The organism is Roseomonas sp. TS2, assembly GCF_058833935.1.
In genome coordinates this window covers 1-17,980 of the sequence record NZ_JCACVY010000085.1, presented here as the reverse complement: position 1 = coordinate 17,980, position 17,980 = coordinate 1, and the positions used below count along the sequence as shown (strand labels likewise).

Sequence of the window (17,980 nt, the reverse complement as noted above, 5' to 3'; positions counted from 1 at the left end):
AAGCCAGTCGTTCGACCATTGCAGGCCGAGATTGACGCGGGATGCCGCCTCGCCGCGCAGTCCGGTGCGGCGGGCGGGGTAGCCGCCGCGCTCGTCACGCAGCGCGTCGCCGCTCCATTCCAGCTTGGCGCGCAGCCCCTCCACCGGCCCCCAGGGCGTCTCCAGCGCCGGCACCGACCATTCCACCCCGGCGAAGGGCGCCACATCCGCGCCACGGAACCAGTTGCGCCGCAGCGTGCCGCCGCGCCCCACATCGCGCGGGCGGTCGCGGAAGCGGTCGTCCAGCAGCGCCAGCGGGCTGGTCCACTCGCCGCCCGAGCCCGCGCGCCCCCAGCCCAGCCCGGCCGAGAGGTCGAAGCCGTGCCAGCGCTTGGAGGCGACGATGTACTCGCCCGCGTAGATCCCGGTGCCGATGATGTCCTGGAAGCCGATCGCCACGGCAGGGGTGGTGTCGCTCTCCTGCAGCAGGCGCAGCTTGAGGTCGAAGGCGCGGTCGGTGGTCATGCCGCGCCCCGTCGTGCCGTCCAGGCGCTCGGTCAGGCGGAAGGTGGTCTCCAGAAAGGGCAGGGCCTGGAAGTTGACGAACCAGAAGCGCCGCTGGTGGCGCAGCGCCGTGCCGGCCTCCAGCGTGCCATCCTCGCGGAAGCGGGCGTTGCGCGTCTCGATCAGCCCGGCGCCGCCGTAATTGCCGCCGGTGGCCGGAATCTCCTCGGCCCGTCCGGTGCCCACCGGCGGGAGGAGCAGCGCCAGCAGCAGCAGCCCCGCCCGGCGGAGGGCCATGCGTAAACCACCCTTAAAGTATTATCACGAAATCGTGAGTTTATACGCCGCCCCGGCCCGTGGCGCCACGACAAAGCGCCGCCCCCGGATGGACAAGCGGGTGCTTCGCCCGTTGAATGCGCGGCCATGACCTTTTCCCTGATCGGCCGTTGCGCGCGCACCGGCCAGTTCGGCGCCGTGGCCACCACCTCCGGCCTGTGCATCGGCGCCCGCGTGCCCTTCCTGGCCGCCGGCATTGGCGGCGTGCTGACGCAGCACCGCACCGACCCCCGCCTCGGCCCGCGCGGCGTCGAGCTGCTCCGCAGCGGCTGCACCGCGCAGGAGACGGTGGCGGCGCTGGAGGCCAGCACCCCCGACCATGGCTGGCGCCAGTTCGCCGCCATCGACCGCGCCGGCCGCACCGCGCATTTCCACGGCGCCCGGGTGAAGCCCGCGCACAACCACGCGCATGGCGCCGACTGCGTGGCCATCGGCAACATCCTGGCCAGCGACCAGGTGCCGCAGGCGATGGTGGAAGCCTTCCTGGCCCACCCCGAGGCGCCGCTCGGCGACCGCCTGATCGACGCGCTGAAGGCCGGCGAGGCGGCGGGCGGCGAGGGCCGCCCCCTGGTCAGCGCCACGCTGCTGATGGTGGCCGAGGAGAGCTTCCCCTACGCCGACCTCCGCATCGACCGCGACGCGGACCCGATCGGCGCGCTGGAGGCGCTGTGGCGGGAGTATGCGCCGAACATCGACGAATACGTGCTGCGCGCCGTGGACCCCGACCGGGCGCGTGGCGGCTGAAAGGAAGGGTTCTTTTTTGGAAAAAAGAACCAAAAAACTTTTATCTGTCGGCGGGGCGCTGGCCGAGAGCGTGACGCCAAACTGATAAAAATCTTTTTGCTTCTTTTTCTCCAGAAAAAGAAGATTCTTTACTTTAAAACTTAAAATACTGATTCCGAGCGAGGACACCGCCCCATGCCCATCCCCAACCGCATCGCCGACTTCCTGCCCGAGATGACCGCGTGGCGCCGGGACTTCCACACCCATCCCGAACTCGGCTTCGAGGAGCGGCGCACCAGCGACATCGTGGCCGAGAAGCTGGCGGGCTGGGGCATCGAGGTGCATCGCGGCCTCGGCAGGACCGGCCTCGTCGGCGTGCTGAAGGGCAATGGCGGGGAGGGCGGCAGCATCGGGCTCCGCGCCGACATGGACGCGCTGCCGATGCCCGAGGCCAACGGCTTCGAATACCGCAGCCAGAATCCCGGCGCGATGCACGCCTGCGGCCATGACGGCCACACCGCCATGCTGCTCGGCGCCGCCAAGTATCTCGCCGAGACGCGGAACTTCGCCGGTACCGTCCACTTCATCTTCCAGCCCGCCGAGGAAGGGCTGGCCGGCGCCAAGGCGATGATCGAGGACGGGCTGTTCGACCGCTTCCCGTGCGATGCCGTCTACGGCATCCACAACGACCCGCACATGCCGCTCGGCACCTTCCGCGCGCTGCCCGGCGTCATCCTGGCGGCGTCGGACACGGTGGAGATCGTCATTCGCGGCAAGGGCGGGCACGGCGCGCTGCCGCACCTCTCGGTCGATCCGCTGCTGGTCGGCGTGCATGTGGTGAGCGGGCTGCAATCCATCGTCAGCCGCCGGACGGACCCGCTCGGCAGCGCGGTGGTCTCCATCACCCAGTTCCACGCCGGCAGCGCCGACAACGTCATCCCCGACGAGGCGGTGCTGCGCGGCACGGTGCGCACCCTGCTGCCCGAGGTGCGGGACGCGGTGGAGCAGGCAATTTCCGACATCGCCACCATCACCGCCCGCGCGCATGGCGCCGAGGCCGTGGTGCGCTACCACCGCCGCTACCCGCCCACCATCAACCACGCCGCCGAGGCCACCCGCGCCGCCGACGCCGCCGCCGAGATCTCCGGCGAGGCGAAGGTGATCCGCGAGGGGCTGCCGATCATGGGCGGCGAGGACTTCTCCTTCATGCTGGAGAAGCGGCCGGGCGCCTTCCTGTTCGTCGGCCAGGCGGAAGCGGGGGGGAAGGGGAGCAACCCCGTCCACCACCCGACCTACGACTTCAACGACAACCTGCTGCCGGTCGGCGCCGGGTTCTTCGCCCGCGTCGTCGAGCGGGAGCTGGCGCGGAAGTAGGCAAGGCCGGGGGAAGGAATTCCCCCAGGCCCCCATCTTCTTTCTGCCGGATCAGGCCGCCCGGAAGGTCAGCACCAGCACGTCCCGGTGCCCCGGCCGCGCCGGGTCGAGCGGCGCGATCGGCGTCACGCCGTGCCAGACGCGGTGGTCGTCCAGCAGCACCGTGTCGAGCGGGGCGGAGAGGGTGAAGCTCTGTTCGCCCGGCTGGCCGTCCACGCGGATGCCGGTCTCGCCGCCCGCCACGTTCTCGCGGCCGATCAGCGCCACCAGCACATAGTCCACGCCGTCGCGGTGCATGCCCTCGGGCGTCGGCTTGCCGGCCTCGTCGGGCCGGGCCTGGATGCGGAACTGGTGCATCTCCACATGCCAGTCCCGCCCCGGCACCACGCCGTCGAACACCGCGCGGGCGCCGCGCAGCAGCGCCGCCAAGGCGGGGCTGGCGGCGGCCGCCTCCGTCACCGGCGCGAACCAGCGCTGCACCCCGCCATTGAGCGCGTTGAACTCCAGCCCCTGGTAGTGCGGCTGGTGCGGCGCGCGCGCCAGCGCCGGGTCGCCCGCGCGCAGGCGGAACACGGCGTGGCGGCGCAGCCGGTAGCGGCCGCCATCGGCCATGTGGGCGTCTGGCTCCAGCGCTTCCCAGCTCCGCGCGAACTCGGCCCAGGCCGGGCCGGAGAGCGCGGTGCCCTCGGGATCGAACAGCGCCCGCGCCGCCTCGGCGGGCAGGGCGACATAGCCGGCGGCACCGATCGCGGCGCCGGGCTCGTCCTGGATCGCGGCGCGCACGGGGTCATGCATGGGTTCAGTCCTTCGTCGCCTGTTCGAGGAAGCGCAGCAGCGCCGCCATGTCGTCGTCATCGCCGATGGTCTGCACCGGCATCCGCGTCCCCGGCGTCACCACGTCGGGGCCGCGGGTGAAGAGATCGGCCACCGTCTCCTTCGTCCAGACGATGTCGCCACGGGACAGGCGCTCGGAATACGCATAGCCGGCGATGCTGCCCATGCGGCGGCCGAACAGCCCGGCCAGGTGGGGCCCCGCCTTCAGGTCCGCCTGCCCCTCGGGCGGCGCCGTCAGGCTGTGGCAGGCACCGCAGGCGCGGAACACGCGGGCGCCGTGCAGGTCGAGCCCCGCCACGCGCTCGGGCGGCGGGGCGGGCTCGGCGCCGAGGGCCGCGCCGCTCGCCATGTCGAAGGCGCGCAGGCGGCGGTCGGCGCCGGCGGCGTAGAGGCGGGTGCCGTCGGGCGCGAAGGCCAGCGCCCAGACGGGCTGCCCCGCCGAGGGCAGGCTGTGCCGCAGCCGCCCTTCCGGCAGCGACCAGACGAAGACGCCGCCCCCCGGCCCGGCGGCGGCCAGCAGCGCGCCATCCGGCGTGGCGGCCAGGGCCGCGAGGGGGGAGGAGCCGGCCTGCAGCCGCCGCTCCCGCCCGGCGGGGCCGAGCAGGCGGATGGCACCATCCACCCCGGCGCTGGCCAGGGTGCCGTCGGGCAGGGCGAGCAGGGCGGTCTGCGGCAGGCCATAGGTGGCCAGCAGCCGGGGCGGGCCATCGGCGGGCCAGCCGCGCAGCGTGCCGTCGGCGCCCGCCGTCACCGGCAGGCCATCGGCGCGGAAGGCGGCGCCCGTCACCTGCCCTTCATGGCCCTCCAGCACGCGCGGCGCGCCGCCGGCCAGCGGCCAGAGCCGCGCCGTGCCGTCCCAGCTGGCGGAGAGGAGCCAGGCCCCGCGCGCGGCCAGGGCGGCGATGGCGCTGCCATGCCCTTCCAGCACGCGGGCGGGGTCGGCGCCGCCCGCGGCGGGCCAGAGGGCGATGCGGCCATCGGCGCCGCCGCTGGCGAAGCCGCCGCCCGGCAGCGCCGCCAGCGCCTGCACCGCCTGCCCGTGCCAGCGGGTGACGGAGAGCGGGCGGGAGAGGTCCGGCGGCCAGAGCATCACCGCCTGGTCGAACCCGCCCGAGGCGATGCGGCCGCCATCGGCCGCCATGGCCAGGGCGCGCACCGGCCCGCCATGCAGCGGCAGGTCCTGCGCCGCCACCGGCAGGGCGGCGGGAGTGGCCAGGAGGGCGGCGAGGAAGGTGGCGAGCAGCGGCGGGAGACAGCGCATGGCGCGGGAGATTGCCGCAATCCGCCTCCGGCGGAAGGTGGAATGCGGCAGGAGCCGCGCTTTTCCGGTGCCGCGCGGGGCGGCGCCAGCGGGGCGATCACCTGGGTGGTCGCCCGGAGCGGCAGGCCGGCTAGCGGCGGGTGCCACGGAGGAGCTGTCCACCGGCCTGTTCCTACGGTTTCCCCCGGTACCGCCTGCTCACCGGGCAGGCCGGCGACGCGGCCGCGGCGATGGCGCGGCACTGGCCGGCTGCTCCTGTCCAGGCTGCTCCCGTTCCGCCCCGCCGAGGGGTGGCGGCACCGCCGGCCCGGCCTCCTTCCGCCGCGCCCCTTTCCCCGCCTGGCCGGGCGTGACGCCGAAGGCGGCGCGGTAGGCGGCGCCGAAGGCCGGCGCGCTGGCATAGCCCACCAGCGCTGCGGCGCGGGCCGGCGGCACGCCGCGCGCCAGCAGCGCCGCCGCCTCGGCCAGGCGCCAGTGCTGCCGCCAGGCGCCGAAGCTCATCCCCGTCTCGGCGCGGAACAGGCGGGAGAGGGTGCGGGCACTGGCGCCTACCTCGGCGGCCCAGCCTTCCAGGGTCAGGCCGCTGTCGGGGCGGGCGTGCAGCGCCTCGGCCAGGCGCAGCAGGCGCGGGTCGCGCGGCTGCGGCACGCCGAGCGGCAGGGTGGGGGCGCGGCGGATCTCGTCCAGGATCAGCGCGGCGAGGTGGCCGGCGCGGCCCTCCGGGTCCCATTCGGGCGGCTCCTCGCAGGCGGCCAGGATCAGCTCCCGCAGCAGGGGCGAGACGGCCAGCACCGCCACGCCGGGCGGGCCGTGCCGCGCCGCGTCCTCGCGCAGGAACAGCGCGCGCATCGCCACCACGCCCTGCGTGGCCACGGCGTGCGGCAGCCCGGCCGGCACCCACAGCGCGCGGCCCGCCGGCACGACATAGCCCGCCGCGTCCGTGGTGATGCGCATGACGCCCTGGCTGGCATAGATGAGCTGCACGCGGCGATGGGCATGGCGCGGGGTGCGGCCGCCATCGGCATAGTCGCGCCGGAAGCCGGCCAGCGGGCGGTCCACCGCGTCCTGCGGCAGGTCGCGTGAGGGGATGATGTAGGTGGGCATTTGGCGGCTTGGCGACATGATCTGGCCGGATGTCGGTTTCCAGCCAGGCTATCCTTCCGGGCAAGAACGGCAAGACCGGAACGCCAACGCCATGTCCCTGCACCCCGCCACGCGGCAGATCGCCTTCATCAACGCGGCGCACAGCGCCACCCATTTCAGCCTGCTAATCCTGGCCACCGCCGTGCTGGGGCTGGTGCAGCAGGAGCCGGGGCGCTTCGGCACCGAGTACGGCCCGATCCTGGCGCTCGGCACCGGTATGTTCGTGCTCTACGGCGTGGGCTCGCTGCCGATGGGCTGGCTGGCCACGCGCTTCGGGCGGCGCGCCCTGATGCTGGCCTTCTTCCTCGGCACGGGGGGCTGCATGGCGCTGGCGGGGCTCGCCCCCTCGCCGCTGTGGATGGCGGTGGCGCTGGCCGGCATGGGCGCCTTCTCGGCCATCTACCACCCCGTCGGCACCGCCATGCTGGTGGAGGCGGCGGGCGAGAAGGTGGGGCGCGCGGTCGGGCTGAACGGGGTGTTCGGCAATCTCGGCGTGGCGACGGCGCCGGTGCTGACGGCCTTCCTGGTGGCCACCCTCGGCTGGCGCTGGGCCTTCCTGGTGCCGGGACTGCTCTGCGTGGCGGTGGGCGTGCTGTATGCGCGCGAGCCGGCCATCGACATGGCCACGGCGCGCGGCGCGGCGAAGCCGTTCCCCGCCATTCCGCCGGCGGTGGTGCGGCGGGCGGTGGTGGTGCTGCTCTCCATCGCCGCCGTGTCGGGGCTGGTGTTCAACGCCTTCACCCTGCTGCTGCCGAAGCTGATGGAGGAGCGGCTGGCCGGCAGCCCGGACCTGCTGCCGGTGATCGGCGCGCTGGCCTTCATCGTGACGATCTGCGGCGGGCTGACGCAGTTCACCGTGGGGCGGATGATCGACCGGATGACGCTGAAGCGCGTCTTCCTGCCGATGGCGCTGGTGCAGGTGCCGGCGATGCTGGCGCTCTCCTTCGCCGAGGGCTGGTGGGTGCTGCCGCTGGCGGCGGCGCTGGCGGCCTCGATCTTCGGCCAGGTGACGGTGAACGAGACGATGACGGCGCGCTACATCGCGCCGCCGCTGCGGGTGCGGCTGTATTCCATCCGCTTCTTCGTGGGCTTCCTCGGCGCCGCCGCCGCCTCGCCGCTGATCGGCCTGCTGCACGAGGCGACGGGGCGGCTCGACATGGCGCTGCTGGTGCTGGCCGGCTTCTCCGGCGTGACGCTGCTCTGCGCCCTGTTCTTCCCCGACCGCCGGGAGGAGCTGCGCCCCGAGCTGTGGCAAGCCGCGCCAGCCCCTGCCGAGTAAACTTGCAGAAAGAAGATGGGGGTCCGAGGGAATTCCTTCCCCCGGCCTTTTTCTATTTCAGATGCTTCGCAAAGAACCCCAGGCTCCGCTGCTCCGCCAGGATGGTATCGGCCGGGTTGTAGGAGGCGCGTTCCTCGCAGGCGAAGCCGTGCTGCGCGCCGGGGTAGACGAACACCTCCACCTCCGGCCGGGCGGCGCGGATGGCCTCCACGTCGGTGAGCGGGATGCCCTTGTCCGCCTCGCCGAAATGCAGCTGCACCGGGCAGTGGGGCACCTCCTCCCGCGCCGCGGCGATGCCGCCGCCATAGTAGCCGATGGCCGCCTGGAAGGCGCGGCTGCGGGTGGCGCCGTGCCAGGCGACGGTGCCGCCCCAGCAATAGCCGATGATGCCGCGCGCGGCGCCCTGGGGCAGGGCGGCGGCGGCGGCCTCGATGTCGCGCAGCGTGTCGGCCGGGTCGATGGCGCCGCGCAGGGCGAGGCCGCGCTGCACGTCCTCCGGCGCGTAGCCGAGTTCGGCGCCGCGCTCGGCGCGGTCGAACAGCGCCGGGCAGACGACGCGGAAGCCCTGCCGCGCGAAGCCCTCGGCCACGTGCCGCATGTGGCGGTTCACGCCGAAGATCTCCTGCACGACGACGAGCGCCTGCCGTGCATCCTCCGGCCCCGTGCACCAGGCGGAGAGGCGGTGGCCGTCGGCGGCGGTGAGTTCGATCTGCATGGGCGCATTCCTCCTGTGGGCGGGGCGGTCTATCCTCGGCCGATGGCAGAGATCGTCAACCTGAACCGGCACAGGAAGGCCGCCGCCCGCGCCGCCGAGGCGAAGCAGGCCGCCGCCAACCGGGTGAAGTTCGGCCGCACCCCGGCCGAGCGCGCGCGCGAGGCGGAGGCCGAGGCGCGCCGCCGCGCCCTGCTCGACGGCGCCCGCCAGGAAGAGGCGGGGAAGGATGGGGCGGGGTGAAGCAGGAGGCGGCCGGCATGAGCGCGGCGCCCTGCATCCTCCGGCTGCCGGACCTTCCGCCCGGGCTGGAGGCGCTGCGGGCCGAAGCCGCCGCCGAGGGCTTCCGCTTCATCGGCCGGCTGGCGCGGGAATGGCAGGAGCGGACGAACCGCTTCGACGGCCCCGGCGAGGCGCTGCTGGGCGCCTGCGAGGCGGGCGTCCTGCTGGCGGTGTGCGGCCTCAACCGCGACCCCTATGCGGCGGATGCGGGAACCGGGCGGCTGCGGCACCTCTATGTCCGCCCGGCCGCCCGCCGCCGCGGCATCGCCTCCGCGCTGGTCGGGCGCCTGCTCGGGCTGGCGGAGGGCCACTTCCACACCCTGCGGCTGCGGACGGAGACGGAGACGGCTGCCGCCTTCTACGCCCGCCACGGCTTCCGCGCCGTCGCGGCGGCGGACGCCACGCACGCCCGGGCGCTCTAGGTCGGATCGCCAGCAGGCCGCTTCGCCCGGTCGCGTGAAGATGCTCATGAAAACAATGAGCCGGGGCCTTTTCCGTGAGCCAGCGCGAACGGAAAAGGCTCTGGCCCGCCGGCCTCGTGCTCAGCCCAGGGCCGCCGCCCGCGCGGGCAGGGCGTCCTGGCGGCGCAGGGCGCGCAGCGCCCGCAGCAGGGTCTCGCGCTGCAACGGCTTGGGCAGGTAGCCATCCATGCCCGCCTGCAGGCAGTCCGGCCATCCCTCCCTGGCATCGGTGCCGGAAAGCCCCAGGATGGCGATGCGCCCGCCGCCCGGCCGGCGCGCCTCCTCGGCACGGATGCGGCGGGTGGTCTCCAGCCCGTCCATGCCCTGCATCTGCAGGTCGAGCAGCACGAGGTCGACCGGGCAAGCCTGCAGGTGGGCCAGCGCCGCCTCGCCGCTGGCGGCCTCGGCCACGCTGTGCCCGGCCTGGCGCAGCATGGTCTGCGCCACCATGCGGTTCAGCGGCACGTCGTCCACCACCAGGATGCGCAGCGGCGTGGCCAGGGGCAGCATGTGCGGCATCGCCCCCGCCTGCGCCGGGGCCGCCGGCAACGCCGCCGGCGGCAGCGGCAGCTCGGCCCAGAACAGGCTGCCGCGCCCCTCCGGCCCCGGCAGAACGCCGATCCGCCCGCCCATGGCCTGCACCAGCCCATCGGTGATGGCGAGGCCGAGGCCATGCCCCTCGGCCTCCAGCGCGGTGAGGCGGTTGAAGTCGCGGAAGAGCTGGGCCCGCTGCGCCGCCGGGATGCCGGGGCCGGTGTCCAGCACCTCCAGCCGCAGCCCGTCCTCCACCGCCCGTACCGAGAGCCGCACCCAGCCGCCCCGGGGGGTGAACTTCACGGCATTGCCGGCGAGGTTCAGCAGCACCTGCCGCAGCCGCCGCGCATCGCCCAGCACCGCCTCGGGGCAGCCGGGCTCCAGCTCCAGCCGCAGGGCGACCGACTTGCCCGACGCCTCGGGGCGCAGCAGCTCCAGCGCGCCTTCCAGCAGGGCGCGCAGCGGCACCGGCTCCCGCGCCAGGGTGAGGCGGCCGGCCTCCACCTGGGCGAGGTCCAGCACGTCGTTCACCAGCGCCAGCAGGTGGCGGCCGGCGCGGTTGATCACCGCCACCTCCTCGCGCGCCGGGCCGGGCAGGTCGTCCCGCGCGCCCAGGATCTGCGCCATGCCGAGCACGCCGTTGAGCGGGGTGCGCAGCTCGTGGCTCATCCGCGCCAGGAAGCGGGACTTGGCGGCGTTGGAGGCCTCCGCCGCCTCGCGCGCGGCGGCGGAGGCGGCCAGGGCGCGCTGCTCGCCGCGCGCCCGGAACAGCGCCATCAGGCAGAAGCTGGTGAACACGCAGTGCAGCATGCCCTGCACCAGCACCAGGCTGAACCACAGGCGCTGCGGCAGCTCGGGGCCGGCGTGCCATTCCGGCTGCGCCAGCGCCACCGGCACGCGCAGCAGCACCAGCACGCCTTGCAGGGCGAAGCTGAAGCTGAGAAGGGTGCGGAACAGGCGGTGCTCCGCCCGGTCGCGCCAGAACTCCCAGGCGATGCCGAGGCTCAGCGGCGCCGTCAGCAGCGACATGATGATGACGCGCATCTCCCGCGTCTCGGTCAGGCCGGGCAGCTGGCGCAGGCCGAGCCAGGCCAGGAGCGGCAGCAGCATCAGCCAGAACGGGGTGCGGCGCTGGTCGAAGCGGCGGACGCCGATCCAGGCGAGGCCGAGGGAGAGCAGCGTCAGCGCATTGCCGAGGTCGATCGAGACACGGTCCGGCAGATGGCCGCGCAACCCCACCAGCAGCGCCGACAGGCCGACGCCGAGAACCGCCAGCCCCCATTCCCGCAGCCCCGGCGCCCGGTGCCGGTCGAAGGAAAGCACCAGCCACATCAGCCCGATGGTCAGGCTGAGCAGCGTGCCAACAGAGAGCAGGGTGGGTAGATGCAGATCCACGGGCGGGCGCCGGCCTTGTCATTGGCCGGTTGTGCAGGGCCGGCGGGCCACTCTATCGCCCCGCCCTCCACGACCATAGAGTGAAAAAGCGGGGTGGACACTCCACCCCGCCGTTCTCAGACGTTGAAGCGGAACAGCAGGATGTCGCCGTCCTTGACGACGTATTCCTTGCCTTCGACCCGCATCTTGCCGGCTTCCTTGGCGCCCTGCTCGCCGCCAAGCGCCACGTAGTCGTCATAGGCGATGGTCTCGGCGGCGATGAAGCCGCGCTCGAAATCGCCATGGATGACGCCGGCGGCCTGCGGCGCCTTCATGCCGCGGGTGATGGTCCAGGCGCGCGCCTCCTTCGGCCCCACGGTGAAGTAGGTGAGCAGGCCGAGCAGCCCGTAGCCGGCGGCGATGACGCGATCCAGCCCGGAATCGGACAGGCCCAGCCCCTCCAGGAACTCGCCCCGGTCGGCCGCGTCCATCTGGCTGATCTCGGCCTCGATGGCGGCGGAGACCACCACCGCCTTGGCGCCCTCGGCCGCGGCGCGGGCGAACACCTTCTCGCTGTGCGCGTTGCCGCTGCCGGCCGCGCCTTCCTCGACGTTGCAGACGTAGAGCACCGGCTTGGAGGTGAGCAGCTGGAGGCGCTTGGCCGCCTCCTCCTCCCCCTTCGGGATGGAGGCGCGGGCGGGGCGGCCGTCGCGCAGCCCGGCCAGGATCGGCTCGATCAGCGTGAGCTGGCCGGCCGCCTCCTTGTCGCCGCCGCGGGCGCGCTTCTGCAGGCCGAGCTGGCGCTTCTCCAGGCTGTCCATGTCGGCCAGCATCAGCTCGGTCTCGATGGTGTCGGCGTCGCGGATCGGGTCCACGCTGCCCTCGACATGGGTGACGTCGCCATCCTCGAAGCAGCGCAGCACGTGCACGATGGCATCCGTCTCGCGGATGTTGCCGAGGAACTGGTTGCCCAGGCCCTCGCCGCGCGAGGCGCCGCGCACCAGGCCCGCGATGTCCACGAACTCCAGGCTGGTCGGCACGATCTTGGCCGACTTGCCGATCCTGGCGATGGTGTCGAGCCGCCGGTCCGGCACCGCGACGCGGCCGACATTCGGCTCGATGGTGCAGAAGGGATAGTTGGCGGCCTGGGCCGCCGCGGTCTGCGTCAGCGCGTTGAACAGGGTGGACTTGCCGACATTCGGCAGGCCGACGATCCCGCAGTTGAAGCCCATGTCAGGTCCTCTTTGTATGCGCGCCCCTGCGGTGCAGGGGCGCCCTCATTCGCCGGCGCCGGCCTCGGCCGGCTTGGCTTCGCCGCATGGGCGGCGGCGCCCGTTCGGGCAACCCGGGCCCACGATGCGGCCCGCGATCCCGCGCAGCCCGCTCCCCTGGCCCAGGGCGCGGAAGCGCCGCCCCGGGCGCGGGGGGTGCCTCAGCCCAGTGCGGCGGCGATCTCGCCGGCGATCTGGGCGGCGGCGATGCGGGCCGCGGCGTCGTCCGTCGGCAGCGCCAGGGCGGCGGCGCGCAGCTGCGTCACCGCGCCACCGAGCGACACGTCAAGCGAATGCGCGGCGGCGCGGATCAGCTCGGCGCGCGCCGGGCCCACCGCCTCGGAGACGGCCTGCGCCATGGCCAGCGCCAGGGCGGCGCGGGCGGCGGCGGCCTCGATCGCGCCCTGGTGGCCGGTGTCGCTGGTCTCCAGCGCGGCGGCGGTGCCCGCCAGGCTGTGCGCCTGGGCCAGCAGGCCGGCGGCCAGCGCCGCGGCGCCGTTCGCCAGATCCTCCGGGCCGGGGCCGCCGAACTCGGCGGCCAGGTCGGCGGCAGCGTCTTCCATCGCCATTCTCAGCTCTCCTGGGTCAGCAGGGCCACGCGGGTCATGAAGGCTTCCGGCTCGCCTTTGGCCAGCAGGGGCGCGGCCTCCGCCACTGCATCCAGCATGGGTTCCAGCCAGGTGTCCACCTTGGCGAAGTTGCCCAGCACGTGGCCGGTCACCTTCTCCTTCATGCCGGGATGGCCGATGCCGAGGCGCACGCGCCAGTAGTCCGGCGTGCCCAGCTTGCGGTCCATGTCGCGCAGCCCGTTATGCCCGGCGGCGCCGCCACCCTTCTTCACCCGGATACGGCCGGGGGCGAGGTCGAGCTCGTCGTGGAAGGCGGTGACGCTGGCGGGCGGGATCTTGTGGAAGGCGGCGGCGGCCTGCACCGAATCGCCCGAGAGGTTCATGTAGGTCTGCGGCTTCAGCAGCAGCAGCTTCTGGCCGGCAATGTTGCCCTCGGCCAGCAGGCCCTTGTAGCGCTGCCGCCACGGCGTGAAGCCGTGGCGGCGGGCGATGGCGTCGAGCGCCATGAAGCCGATGTTGTGGCGGTGCCGCGCCTGACCCGGTTCGGGATTGCCGAGGCCGACCCAGAGCAGCACGCCAGAACCCCTGCCTTACTTCTTCGGCGCGGCCTTGCCGCCCTTGCCCTTGGCGGGCGCGGGGGCGGCGGCGACAGGGGCGGCCACGACCACCTCCTCCTCGACCGTCGGCGGCGCGATGGTGGCCACCACGAAGTCACGGCCGACGATCACCGGCTGGGTGCCCTTGGCGTCCGCCACGTCCGACCAGCGCAGGCTGTCGCCGATGGCGGCGGCGCCCATGTCGATCTCGAACTGGTCCGGCACCTGGTCGGGGTCGGACAGCACCTCGACCTCGCGGCGGACGACGTTCAGCACGCCACCCTCCTTGATGCCCGGCGCGCTCTCCTCGTTCAGGAACACCACCGGCACCTTCACGCGGATCAGCTGGCCGGGGGCCAGGCGCTGGAAGTCCACGTGCAGGGGGATGTCCTTCACGGGGTGGAACTGCACGTCGCGCATCAGGCAGCGCTCGGTCGTGCCGTTCACAGCCACCTCGTAGAGGTGCGACTGCCAGCCGCCCTTGTGCAGCTCCTTCATCACGTCGCGCGGGTCGAGCGACAGCAGCGTCGCCTCCTGCTTCGCGCCGTAGATGACCGCGGGGACGCGCCCCGTCCTCCGAGTCGCGCGCGCCGCCCCCTTACCGGCCAACTCGCGCGCCTCGGCCTCGATCCGAATGGTCTGGACCATGTGTCCGTGCTCCGCTTGCTCTGTGGCGCCGCGCCGGCTTTGCCGGGGCGCCTGCCCAATCCCGCCCCCGGGCCCATGCCCGAAAACAGTTGCGCTGGCCTCCAGGGGTGCCAGCGCGGGGCGGGGAATAGGGCATTTGGTGCCGGGAGGCAATCATTCGCCGGCGTCCCGGGCAGGGGAATCGCCCGCGGCGCCGGCGCCGCCGCCGCTGGCAGCGGAATCCGCCCGCGGCGCCGCCGCTCAGGGCATGGCCAGCGGGTCGAAGGCCCAGGCCTCGCCGCCGGCGGCGGGGGGCGTCACCCACATCGGCAGGGCGTTGGGCGTGCGCACATTGGCCGGCAGCCCCGCCTCGGCGCGGAAGGCGCGCCACAGCGCCCCATGCGCCACCACCAGCACCGGGCCGGGGCGGGAGAGGCAGTGGTTGATGGCGGCCACGGTGCGGTCGCGCAGCTGGGCGAAGCTCTCGGCGCCCTCGGGGGTGAAGCGGCCTTCCACCCAGTCGTCGAACCAGCCGGCCATGGGCTGGCCCTCCTGCACGCCGAAGGAGACCTCGCGCAGCGCGTCGTGGACCTCGACCGGCAGGCCCAGCGCCCGGGCCACCGCCTCGGCCGTGTCCCGCGCGCGGCCGAGTGGGGAGGCCACGATGGTGGCGATCTCCCGCCCCGCCTGGCCTTCCAGCAGCGCCTGCGCCGCCCGCTCCGCCTGGGCGATGCCGATGGAGTTCAGCGGGATGTCCACATTGCCCTGGGAGAGGCCGCGCGCGTTCCAGTCCGTCTCGCCATGGCGGAGGAACCAGAAGGCTTCGCGGGTGAGGCGGCCGCCCCCGGCCATCAGGCGAGGCCCTCGGTGGCCATGGCGCGCTGCACGGCGGGGCGGGCCAGCATCCGCTCGTAATGCGCCTGCAGCCGCGGCGGCAGGGTCATGCCCATCCGCTTCACCGCCCAGAACTCGACGAAGAACAGCGCCGAATCGGCCACCGAATAGCCGGAGGGCAGCACCCACTCGGCCCCCTTCCAGGTGGCGTCCATGTCGGCGAAGCCCTTGGCGGCGAGGGCGGTGCCCTGCTCCTTCACCTTCGGGTGGTCGGCCTCGCTGGGGGCGAAGCGGGCCTGGTTGAACAGGCGCGAGAAGCCCTGCGGGTGGATGGTGCCGGTGACGAAGTCCATCGCCTCGAGGGCGCGGGCCTGGCCCTCGGCATCGGCCGGCAGCAGGCCGGCGGCGGGGTTGCCGGCGGCCAGCCAGAAGGCGATGGCGGTGTACTGCGTCAGCACCGAGCCGTCGTCGCGCACCAGGGTGGGCACCTTGCCCTTCGGGTTCAGCGCCTTGAACTCGGGCGTCTGCAGCGCGCCTTCCTTGATGGGGGAGCGCACCGCCTCGAAGGGCTGGCCGATCTCCTCGAGCAGGACATGGATGCCGAGCGAGCAGGCGCCGGGGGAGTAGTGGAGCTTCATGGTGGCCGGGTTCCGGTTCTGGACGGGGTCGGCCCGGAGGATCGGCGGCAGGGCGCGGGCGCGCAAGCCGGGGCCGGTGAATTTCCGGCCCGCTCCGCCGCCGCCGGCAGGGCGCCCGCGCGAGGAGGCCGGGCACCGGCGCATCCCCGCCGGTCTCGGCGCACGGGCGAGGATGGCGCCGAGGCGGGGCGGACCGTGAAATCCGCCCGCGCGCTCAGTTGAACAGGGTGGAGACCGAGCTTTCCTCGGAGATGCGGCGCATCGCCTCGGCCAGCAGCGGCGCGATGGTGAGCTGGCGGATGTTGGAGGAGACGCGCACCGCCTCGGTCGCCTGGATGCTGTCCGTCACCACCATCTGCTCGATGCTGGCGGCGCCGATGCGGGCCACCGCCCCGCCCGAGAACACGCCATGCGTCACATAGACGCTGACCGACTTGGCGCCGTTCTTCAGCAGCGCGTCCGCCGCGTTGCACAGCGTGCCGCCCGAGTCGACGATGTCGTCCACCAGGATGCAGTCCCGCCCCTCGACGTCGCCGATGACGTTCATCACCTCGGAGACGCCGGCGCGGGGGCGGCGCTTGTCGATGATGGCGAGGTCGGTGTGCAGCCGGGCGGCGATGGCCCGCGCCCGCACCACGCCGCCGACATCGGGGCTGACCACCATCAGATCGCGGCCCTTGTAGCGCTCCAGGATGTCGCGCGCGAAGAGGGGGGCGGCGAAGAGGTTGTCCACCGGGATGTCGAAGAAGCCCTGGATCTGCCCGGCATGCAGGTCGAGCGTCAGCACGCGGTCGGCGCCGGCCTCGGTGATGAGGTTGGCCACCAGCTTGGCGCTGATCGGCGTGCGGGGGCCGGACTTCCGGTCCTGCCGCGCATAGCCAAAATAGGGGATGACGGCCGTGACGCGCCGGGCGGAGCTGCGCTTCAGCGCGTCCAGCGTGATCAGCAGCTCCATCAGGTTGTCATTGGCGGGGTAGGAGGTGCTCTGCACCACGAACACATCCTCGCCGCGGATATTCTCGTGGATCTCCACGAACACCTCCATATCCGCGAAGCGGCGTATGGAGGCCTGTGTCAGCGGCAGGTTCAGCGCGGCGGCCACCGCCTCGGCGAGCGGGCGGTTGCTGTTGCAGGCGACGATCTTCATGGGGCGCGGCATCTCCGGGCAGCGGACCCAGGGGAAAGTCGGGCCCGGCGAGGAACGGGCCGCGTGGTAGCAACGTGACAGCCTCGTGTCTATCGTCGCCAGGCCTTTGGCATGGCTGGCGTGCAAATCCTCACCCCGTCGCCGCGCCCCTCTCAGCGGGCCGGGGCGGCCTCCGCCCTGGTGCCCCGGTGCGCCTCGGGCGGTGGTGGCGGCGGCGGTGTGGCCTCGTCCAGCTCCGGCTGGGCGGCGTTCTGCAGCACCTCGCGGATGCCGCTGGCCGCCTGCTCGGCCGCCACATAGGCCACGTCGCCCCACAGCCCGTTGAGCGAGCCGCGCGGCACCTCGTTGATCTGCACCACCCGGCCCAGCTCGTAGCCGTCGCGCCGGCTGACGATCCATTGCAGCTCGATGCGCTGCTTGTCGCCCGGCGCCGGCACCGCCTGCACCTCGGCCTGCACGGCGTAGGTGGCGCCCTCCGCCTGGTCCTGCGGCAGGTAGCCGAGGCGGGTGAGGAACTCGCCCAGGCGGTTGCGCAGGCTGCGGTTGCCGTCGCCCGGCGCGCCCTTCACGCCGGCCAGGCGGATTCGCAGCGGGCCGCGCCCGGCCAGCGCCGCCGGGTCGCTGGCCTTGCGCGAGGCCTCCACGGCCTCCAGCAGCGTGGCCACGCCGGGGGCGTCGCGCGCCGCCACCTCGCGGAACACCGCTTCCTCCTCCATGCCCCAGCCGCGCAGCGGGGCGGGGCCGCCCTCGGTGGCGCCGAGCGAGGTGCCGTCGGCGTCGAACAGCTCGTAGCGGGGCAGCAGGCGGCTGCCCTCGCGCCGGGCGGTGACGACCAGCGGCCAGTCCAGCGGCTGCACGGGCGTGGCCGCGGCCGGCACCTCCGCCGCGCGCAGCGCCTCGGCCAGGGTCTCGGCGAAGCGCTCCGCCCCGGCATCGGTCAGCAGCGCCTCGGTCGGGGTGGGCACGGCGATGCGGTAGGCGGGCGGCCGCGCCAGCCGCCGCGCCTCGGCCCCCGGATTGCCCCGGAAGGGCTGCAGGTCGGCGCAGGCGGCCAGCAGCAGCAGCGGCGCCAGCAGCGGCGCCAGCCAGGCGCGGGCGCCCTCAGACCAGCGCAAAGCAGGACACCAGCATGGTCAGGACGAGGAGCAGCAGGAAGATCACCATGTAGGGCATGGGGTTGGCCCTTCCGGAAGTTCGGATCAGGCGGGCAGGGCGATGGCCGAGAGCTGGTGGCCGATCGGGCCCTCGCCGGCCAGGGTGCGGCGGCGGTGGCTGAAGAAGCGGTCCGGCTCGGCGCAGGTGTCGGCCGGGATCACGGCCACGCGGCCGGTTCTTGCCGCCACCAGCCGCGCCGCGCAATAGCCGGCGAGGTCGAACTGCCAGTGCGCCTCGCGCCGCCCGGCGACGAAGAAGCGCGAATCGGCCGCCTCGCGCGCCAGCACGGCGTCGCGCAGGTCATTCCCCACCTCGTAGGAATCCTGGCGGATGCAGGGGCCGACCAC

20 protein-coding genes are annotated in these 17,980 nt (G+C 73.6%); 5 read left to right on the top strand and 15 right to left on the bottom strand.

From position 1 onward, the window contains the following. The coding region (locus ACZJYS_RS14285; RefSeq protein WP_493179140.1) for a YjbH domain-containing protein at positions 1-780 on the bottom strand (780 nt) is incomplete at its 3' end. Positions 781-906: 126 nt separating this feature from the next. Here ACZJYS_RS14285 and ACZJYS_RS14280 point away from each other — a divergent pair. Together ACZJYS_RS14280 and ACZJYS_RS14275 are read left to right on the top strand one after the other, a co-directional pair. Beyond that, positions 907-1,563, top strand: a complete 657-nt coding sequence (locus ACZJYS_RS14280; RefSeq protein ID WP_493179138.1) for a DUF1028 domain-containing protein — start codon at positions 907-909, stop codon at positions 1,561-1,563. A 174-nt stretch (positions 1,564-1,737) separates the two neighbouring features. Next, the gene (locus tag ACZJYS_RS14275; protein WP_379650468.1) at positions 1,738-2,916 is read left to right on the top strand and encodes a M20 aminoacylase family protein; all 1,179 of its coding nucleotides are present in this window, start codon (positions 1,738-1,740) and stop codon (positions 2,914-2,916) included. Between the two features lie 51 nt (positions 2,917-2,967). Here the strand turns inward: ACZJYS_RS14275 and ACZJYS_RS14270 are convergent, their stop codons facing one another. From ACZJYS_RS14270 to ACZJYS_RS14260, 3 genes are all read right to left on the bottom strand, one after another. Next, positions 2,968-3,711 (bottom strand): 2OG-Fe dioxygenase family protein, encoded by a 744-nt coding sequence (locus ACZJYS_RS14270; protein ID WP_493179135.1) that lies wholly within the window; start codon positions 3,709-3,711, stop codon positions 2,968-2,970. Positions 3,712-3,715: 4 nt separating this feature from the next. After that, positions 3,716-5,011 carry a c-type cytochrome gene (locus ACZJYS_RS14265; RefSeq protein WP_493179133.1) on the bottom strand — a complete coding sequence of 432 codons (1,296 nt, stop codon included), beginning with the start codon at positions 5,009-5,011 and terminating at the stop codon, positions 3,716-3,718. Positions 5,012-5,209: 198 nt separating this feature from the next. Further along, complete coding sequence (locus ACZJYS_RS14260; RefSeq protein ID WP_245906260.1) at positions 5,210-6,115, bottom strand: AraC family transcriptional regulator; 906 nt, start codon at positions 6,113-6,115, stop codon at positions 5,210-5,212. 91 nt (positions 6,116-6,206) lie between these two features. Between ACZJYS_RS14260 and ACZJYS_RS14255 the strand changes: the two genes are divergently transcribed. Beyond that, positions 6,207-7,433 (top strand): MFS transporter, encoded by a 1,227-nt coding sequence (locus ACZJYS_RS14255; protein ID WP_493179131.1) that lies wholly within the window; start codon positions 6,207-6,209, stop codon positions 7,431-7,433. Between the two features lie 52 nt (positions 7,434-7,485). Here the strand turns inward: ACZJYS_RS14255 and ACZJYS_RS14250 are convergent, their stop codons facing one another. Continuing rightward, positions 7,486-8,148, bottom strand: a complete 663-nt coding sequence (locus ACZJYS_RS14250; RefSeq protein ID WP_493179129.1) for a dienelactone hydrolase family protein — start codon at positions 8,146-8,148, stop codon at positions 7,486-7,488. Between the two features lie 42 nt (positions 8,149-8,190). Between ACZJYS_RS14250 and ACZJYS_RS14245 the strand changes: the two genes are divergently transcribed. Continuing rightward, on the top strand, positions 8,191-8,388 hold the full coding sequence (locus ACZJYS_RS14245; protein ID WP_109516721.1) for a DUF4169 family protein: 198 nt from the start codon (positions 8,191-8,193) through the stop codon (positions 8,386-8,388). A gap of 17 nt (positions 8,389-8,405) precedes the next feature. Continuing rightward, positions 8,406-8,849 (top strand): GNAT family N-acetyltransferase, encoded by a 444-nt coding sequence (locus ACZJYS_RS14240; protein ID WP_493179126.1) that lies wholly within the window; start codon positions 8,406-8,408, stop codon positions 8,847-8,849. A 120-nt stretch (positions 8,850-8,969) separates the two neighbouring features. Here the strand turns inward: ACZJYS_RS14240 and ACZJYS_RS14235 are convergent, their stop codons facing one another. From ACZJYS_RS14235 to ACZJYS_RS14190, 10 genes are all read right to left on the bottom strand, one after another. Beyond that, positions 8,970-10,817, bottom strand: coding sequence for a response regulator (locus ACZJYS_RS14235; protein WP_493179123.1), 1,848 nt, complete (start codon positions 10,815-10,817; stop codon positions 8,970-8,972). Positions 10,818-10,933: 116 nt separating this feature from the next. Beyond that, entirely contained in the window at positions 10,934-12,028 is a 1,095-nt protein-coding gene (ychF, locus tag ACZJYS_RS14230) for a redox-regulated ATPase YchF (protein WP_109516522.1), read from the bottom strand. A gap of 200 nt (positions 12,029-12,228) precedes the next feature. Further along, on the bottom strand, positions 12,229-12,636 hold the full coding sequence (locus tag ACZJYS_RS14225) for a hypothetical protein (RefSeq protein WP_109516523.1): 408 nt from the start codon (positions 12,634-12,636) through the stop codon (positions 12,229-12,231). Between the two features lie 2 nt (positions 12,637-12,638). Then, on the bottom strand, positions 12,639-13,211 hold the full coding sequence (gene pth, locus ACZJYS_RS14220) for an aminoacyl-tRNA hydrolase (protein ID WP_109516524.1): 573 nt from the start codon (positions 13,209-13,211) through the stop codon (positions 12,639-12,641). Positions 13,212-13,226: 15 nt separating this feature from the next. Further along, positions 13,227-13,880, bottom strand: coding sequence for a 50S ribosomal protein L25/general stress protein Ctc (locus tag ACZJYS_RS14215; RefSeq protein WP_109516525.1), 654 nt, complete (start codon positions 13,878-13,880; stop codon positions 13,227-13,229). Positions 13,881-14,120: 240 nt separating this feature from the next. Further along, the gene (locus ACZJYS_RS14210) at positions 14,121-14,711 is read right to left on the bottom strand and encodes a histidine phosphatase family protein (protein ID WP_379650485.1); all 591 of its coding nucleotides are present in this window, start codon (positions 14,709-14,711) and stop codon (positions 14,121-14,123) included. After that, positions 14,711-15,331: a glutathione S-transferase family protein gene (locus tag ACZJYS_RS14205; protein ID WP_493179119.1), complete on the bottom strand. Its 621-nt coding sequence runs from the start codon at positions 15,329-15,331 to the stop codon at positions 14,711-14,713. The genes ACZJYS_RS14210 and ACZJYS_RS14205 overlap by 1 nt, the downstream gene beginning before the upstream one ends. A 214-nt stretch (positions 15,332-15,545) precedes the next feature. After that, positions 15,546-16,478, bottom strand: a complete 933-nt coding sequence (locus ACZJYS_RS14200; RefSeq protein WP_109516527.1) for a ribose-phosphate pyrophosphokinase — start codon at positions 16,476-16,478, stop codon at positions 15,546-15,548. Between the two features lie 152 nt (positions 16,479-16,630). Continuing rightward, on the bottom strand, positions 16,631-17,593 hold the full coding sequence (locus tag ACZJYS_RS14195) for a hypothetical protein (RefSeq protein ID WP_493179116.1): 963 nt from the start codon (positions 17,591-17,593) through the stop codon (positions 16,631-16,633). Positions 17,594-17,677: 84 nt separating this feature from the next. Then, positions 17,678-17,980: laccase domain-containing protein (locus tag ACZJYS_RS14190; protein ID WP_493179114.1), on the bottom strand; the 303-nt coding region annotated here is incomplete at its 5' end.

What these genes read in the sequence shown, in the direction of transcription:
- ACZJYS_RS14280 (WP_493179138.1), top strand. Translation starts at nt 907, where the DNA reads ATGACCTTTTCCCTGATCGGCCGTTGCGCGCGCACCGGCCAGTTCGGC.
- ACZJYS_RS14275 (WP_379650468.1), top strand. Translation starts at nt 1,738, where the DNA reads ATGCCCATCCCCAACCGCATCGCCGACTTCCTGCCCGAGATGACCGCG.
- ACZJYS_RS14270 (WP_493179135.1), bottom strand. Translation starts at nt 3,711, where the DNA reads ATGCATGACCCCGTGCGCGCCGCGATCCAGGACGAGCCCGGCGCCGCG.
- ACZJYS_RS14265 (WP_493179133.1), bottom strand. Translation starts at nt 5,011, where the DNA reads ATGCGCTGTCTCCCGCCGCTGCTCGCCACCTTCCTCGCCGCCCTCCTG.
- ACZJYS_RS14260 (WP_245906260.1), bottom strand. Translation starts at nt 6,115, where the DNA reads ATGCCCACCTACATCATCCCCTCACGCGACCTGCCGCAGGACGCGGTG.
- ACZJYS_RS14255 (WP_493179131.1), top strand. Translation starts at nt 6,207, where the DNA reads ATGTCCCTGCACCCCGCCACGCGGCAGATCGCCTTCATCAACGCGGCG.
- ACZJYS_RS14250 (WP_493179129.1), bottom strand. Translation starts at nt 8,148, where the DNA reads ATGCAGATCGAACTCACCGCCGCCGACGGCCACCGCCTCTCCGCCTGG.
- ACZJYS_RS14245 (WP_109516721.1), top strand. Translation starts at nt 8,191, where the DNA reads ATGGCAGAGATCGTCAACCTGAACCGGCACAGGAAGGCCGCCGCCCGC.
- ACZJYS_RS14240 (WP_493179126.1), top strand. Translation starts at nt 8,406, where the DNA reads ATGAGCGCGGCGCCCTGCATCCTCCGGCTGCCGGACCTTCCGCCCGGG.
- ychF (WP_109516522.1), bottom strand. Translation starts at nt 12,028, where the DNA reads ATGGGCTTCAACTGCGGGATCGTCGGCCTGCCGAATGTCGGCAAGTCC.
- ACZJYS_RS14225 (WP_109516523.1), bottom strand. Translation starts at nt 12,636, where the DNA reads ATGGCGATGGAAGACGCTGCCGCCGACCTGGCCGCCGAGTTCGGCGGC.
- ACZJYS_RS14215 (WP_109516525.1), bottom strand. Translation starts at nt 13,880, where the DNA reads ATGGTCCAGACCATTCGGATCGAGGCCGAGGCGCGCGAGTTGGCCGGT.
- ACZJYS_RS14210 (WP_379650485.1), bottom strand. Translation starts at nt 14,711, where the DNA reads ATGGCCGGGGGCGGCCGCCTCACCCGCGAAGCCTTCTGGTTCCTCCGC.
- ACZJYS_RS14205 (WP_493179119.1), bottom strand. Translation starts at nt 15,331, where the DNA reads ATGAAGCTCCACTACTCCCCCGGCGCCTGCTCGCTCGGCATCCATGTC.
- ACZJYS_RS14200 (WP_109516527.1), bottom strand. Translation starts at nt 16,478, where the DNA reads ATGAAGATCGTCGCCTGCAACAGCAACCGCCCGCTCGCCGAGGCGGTG.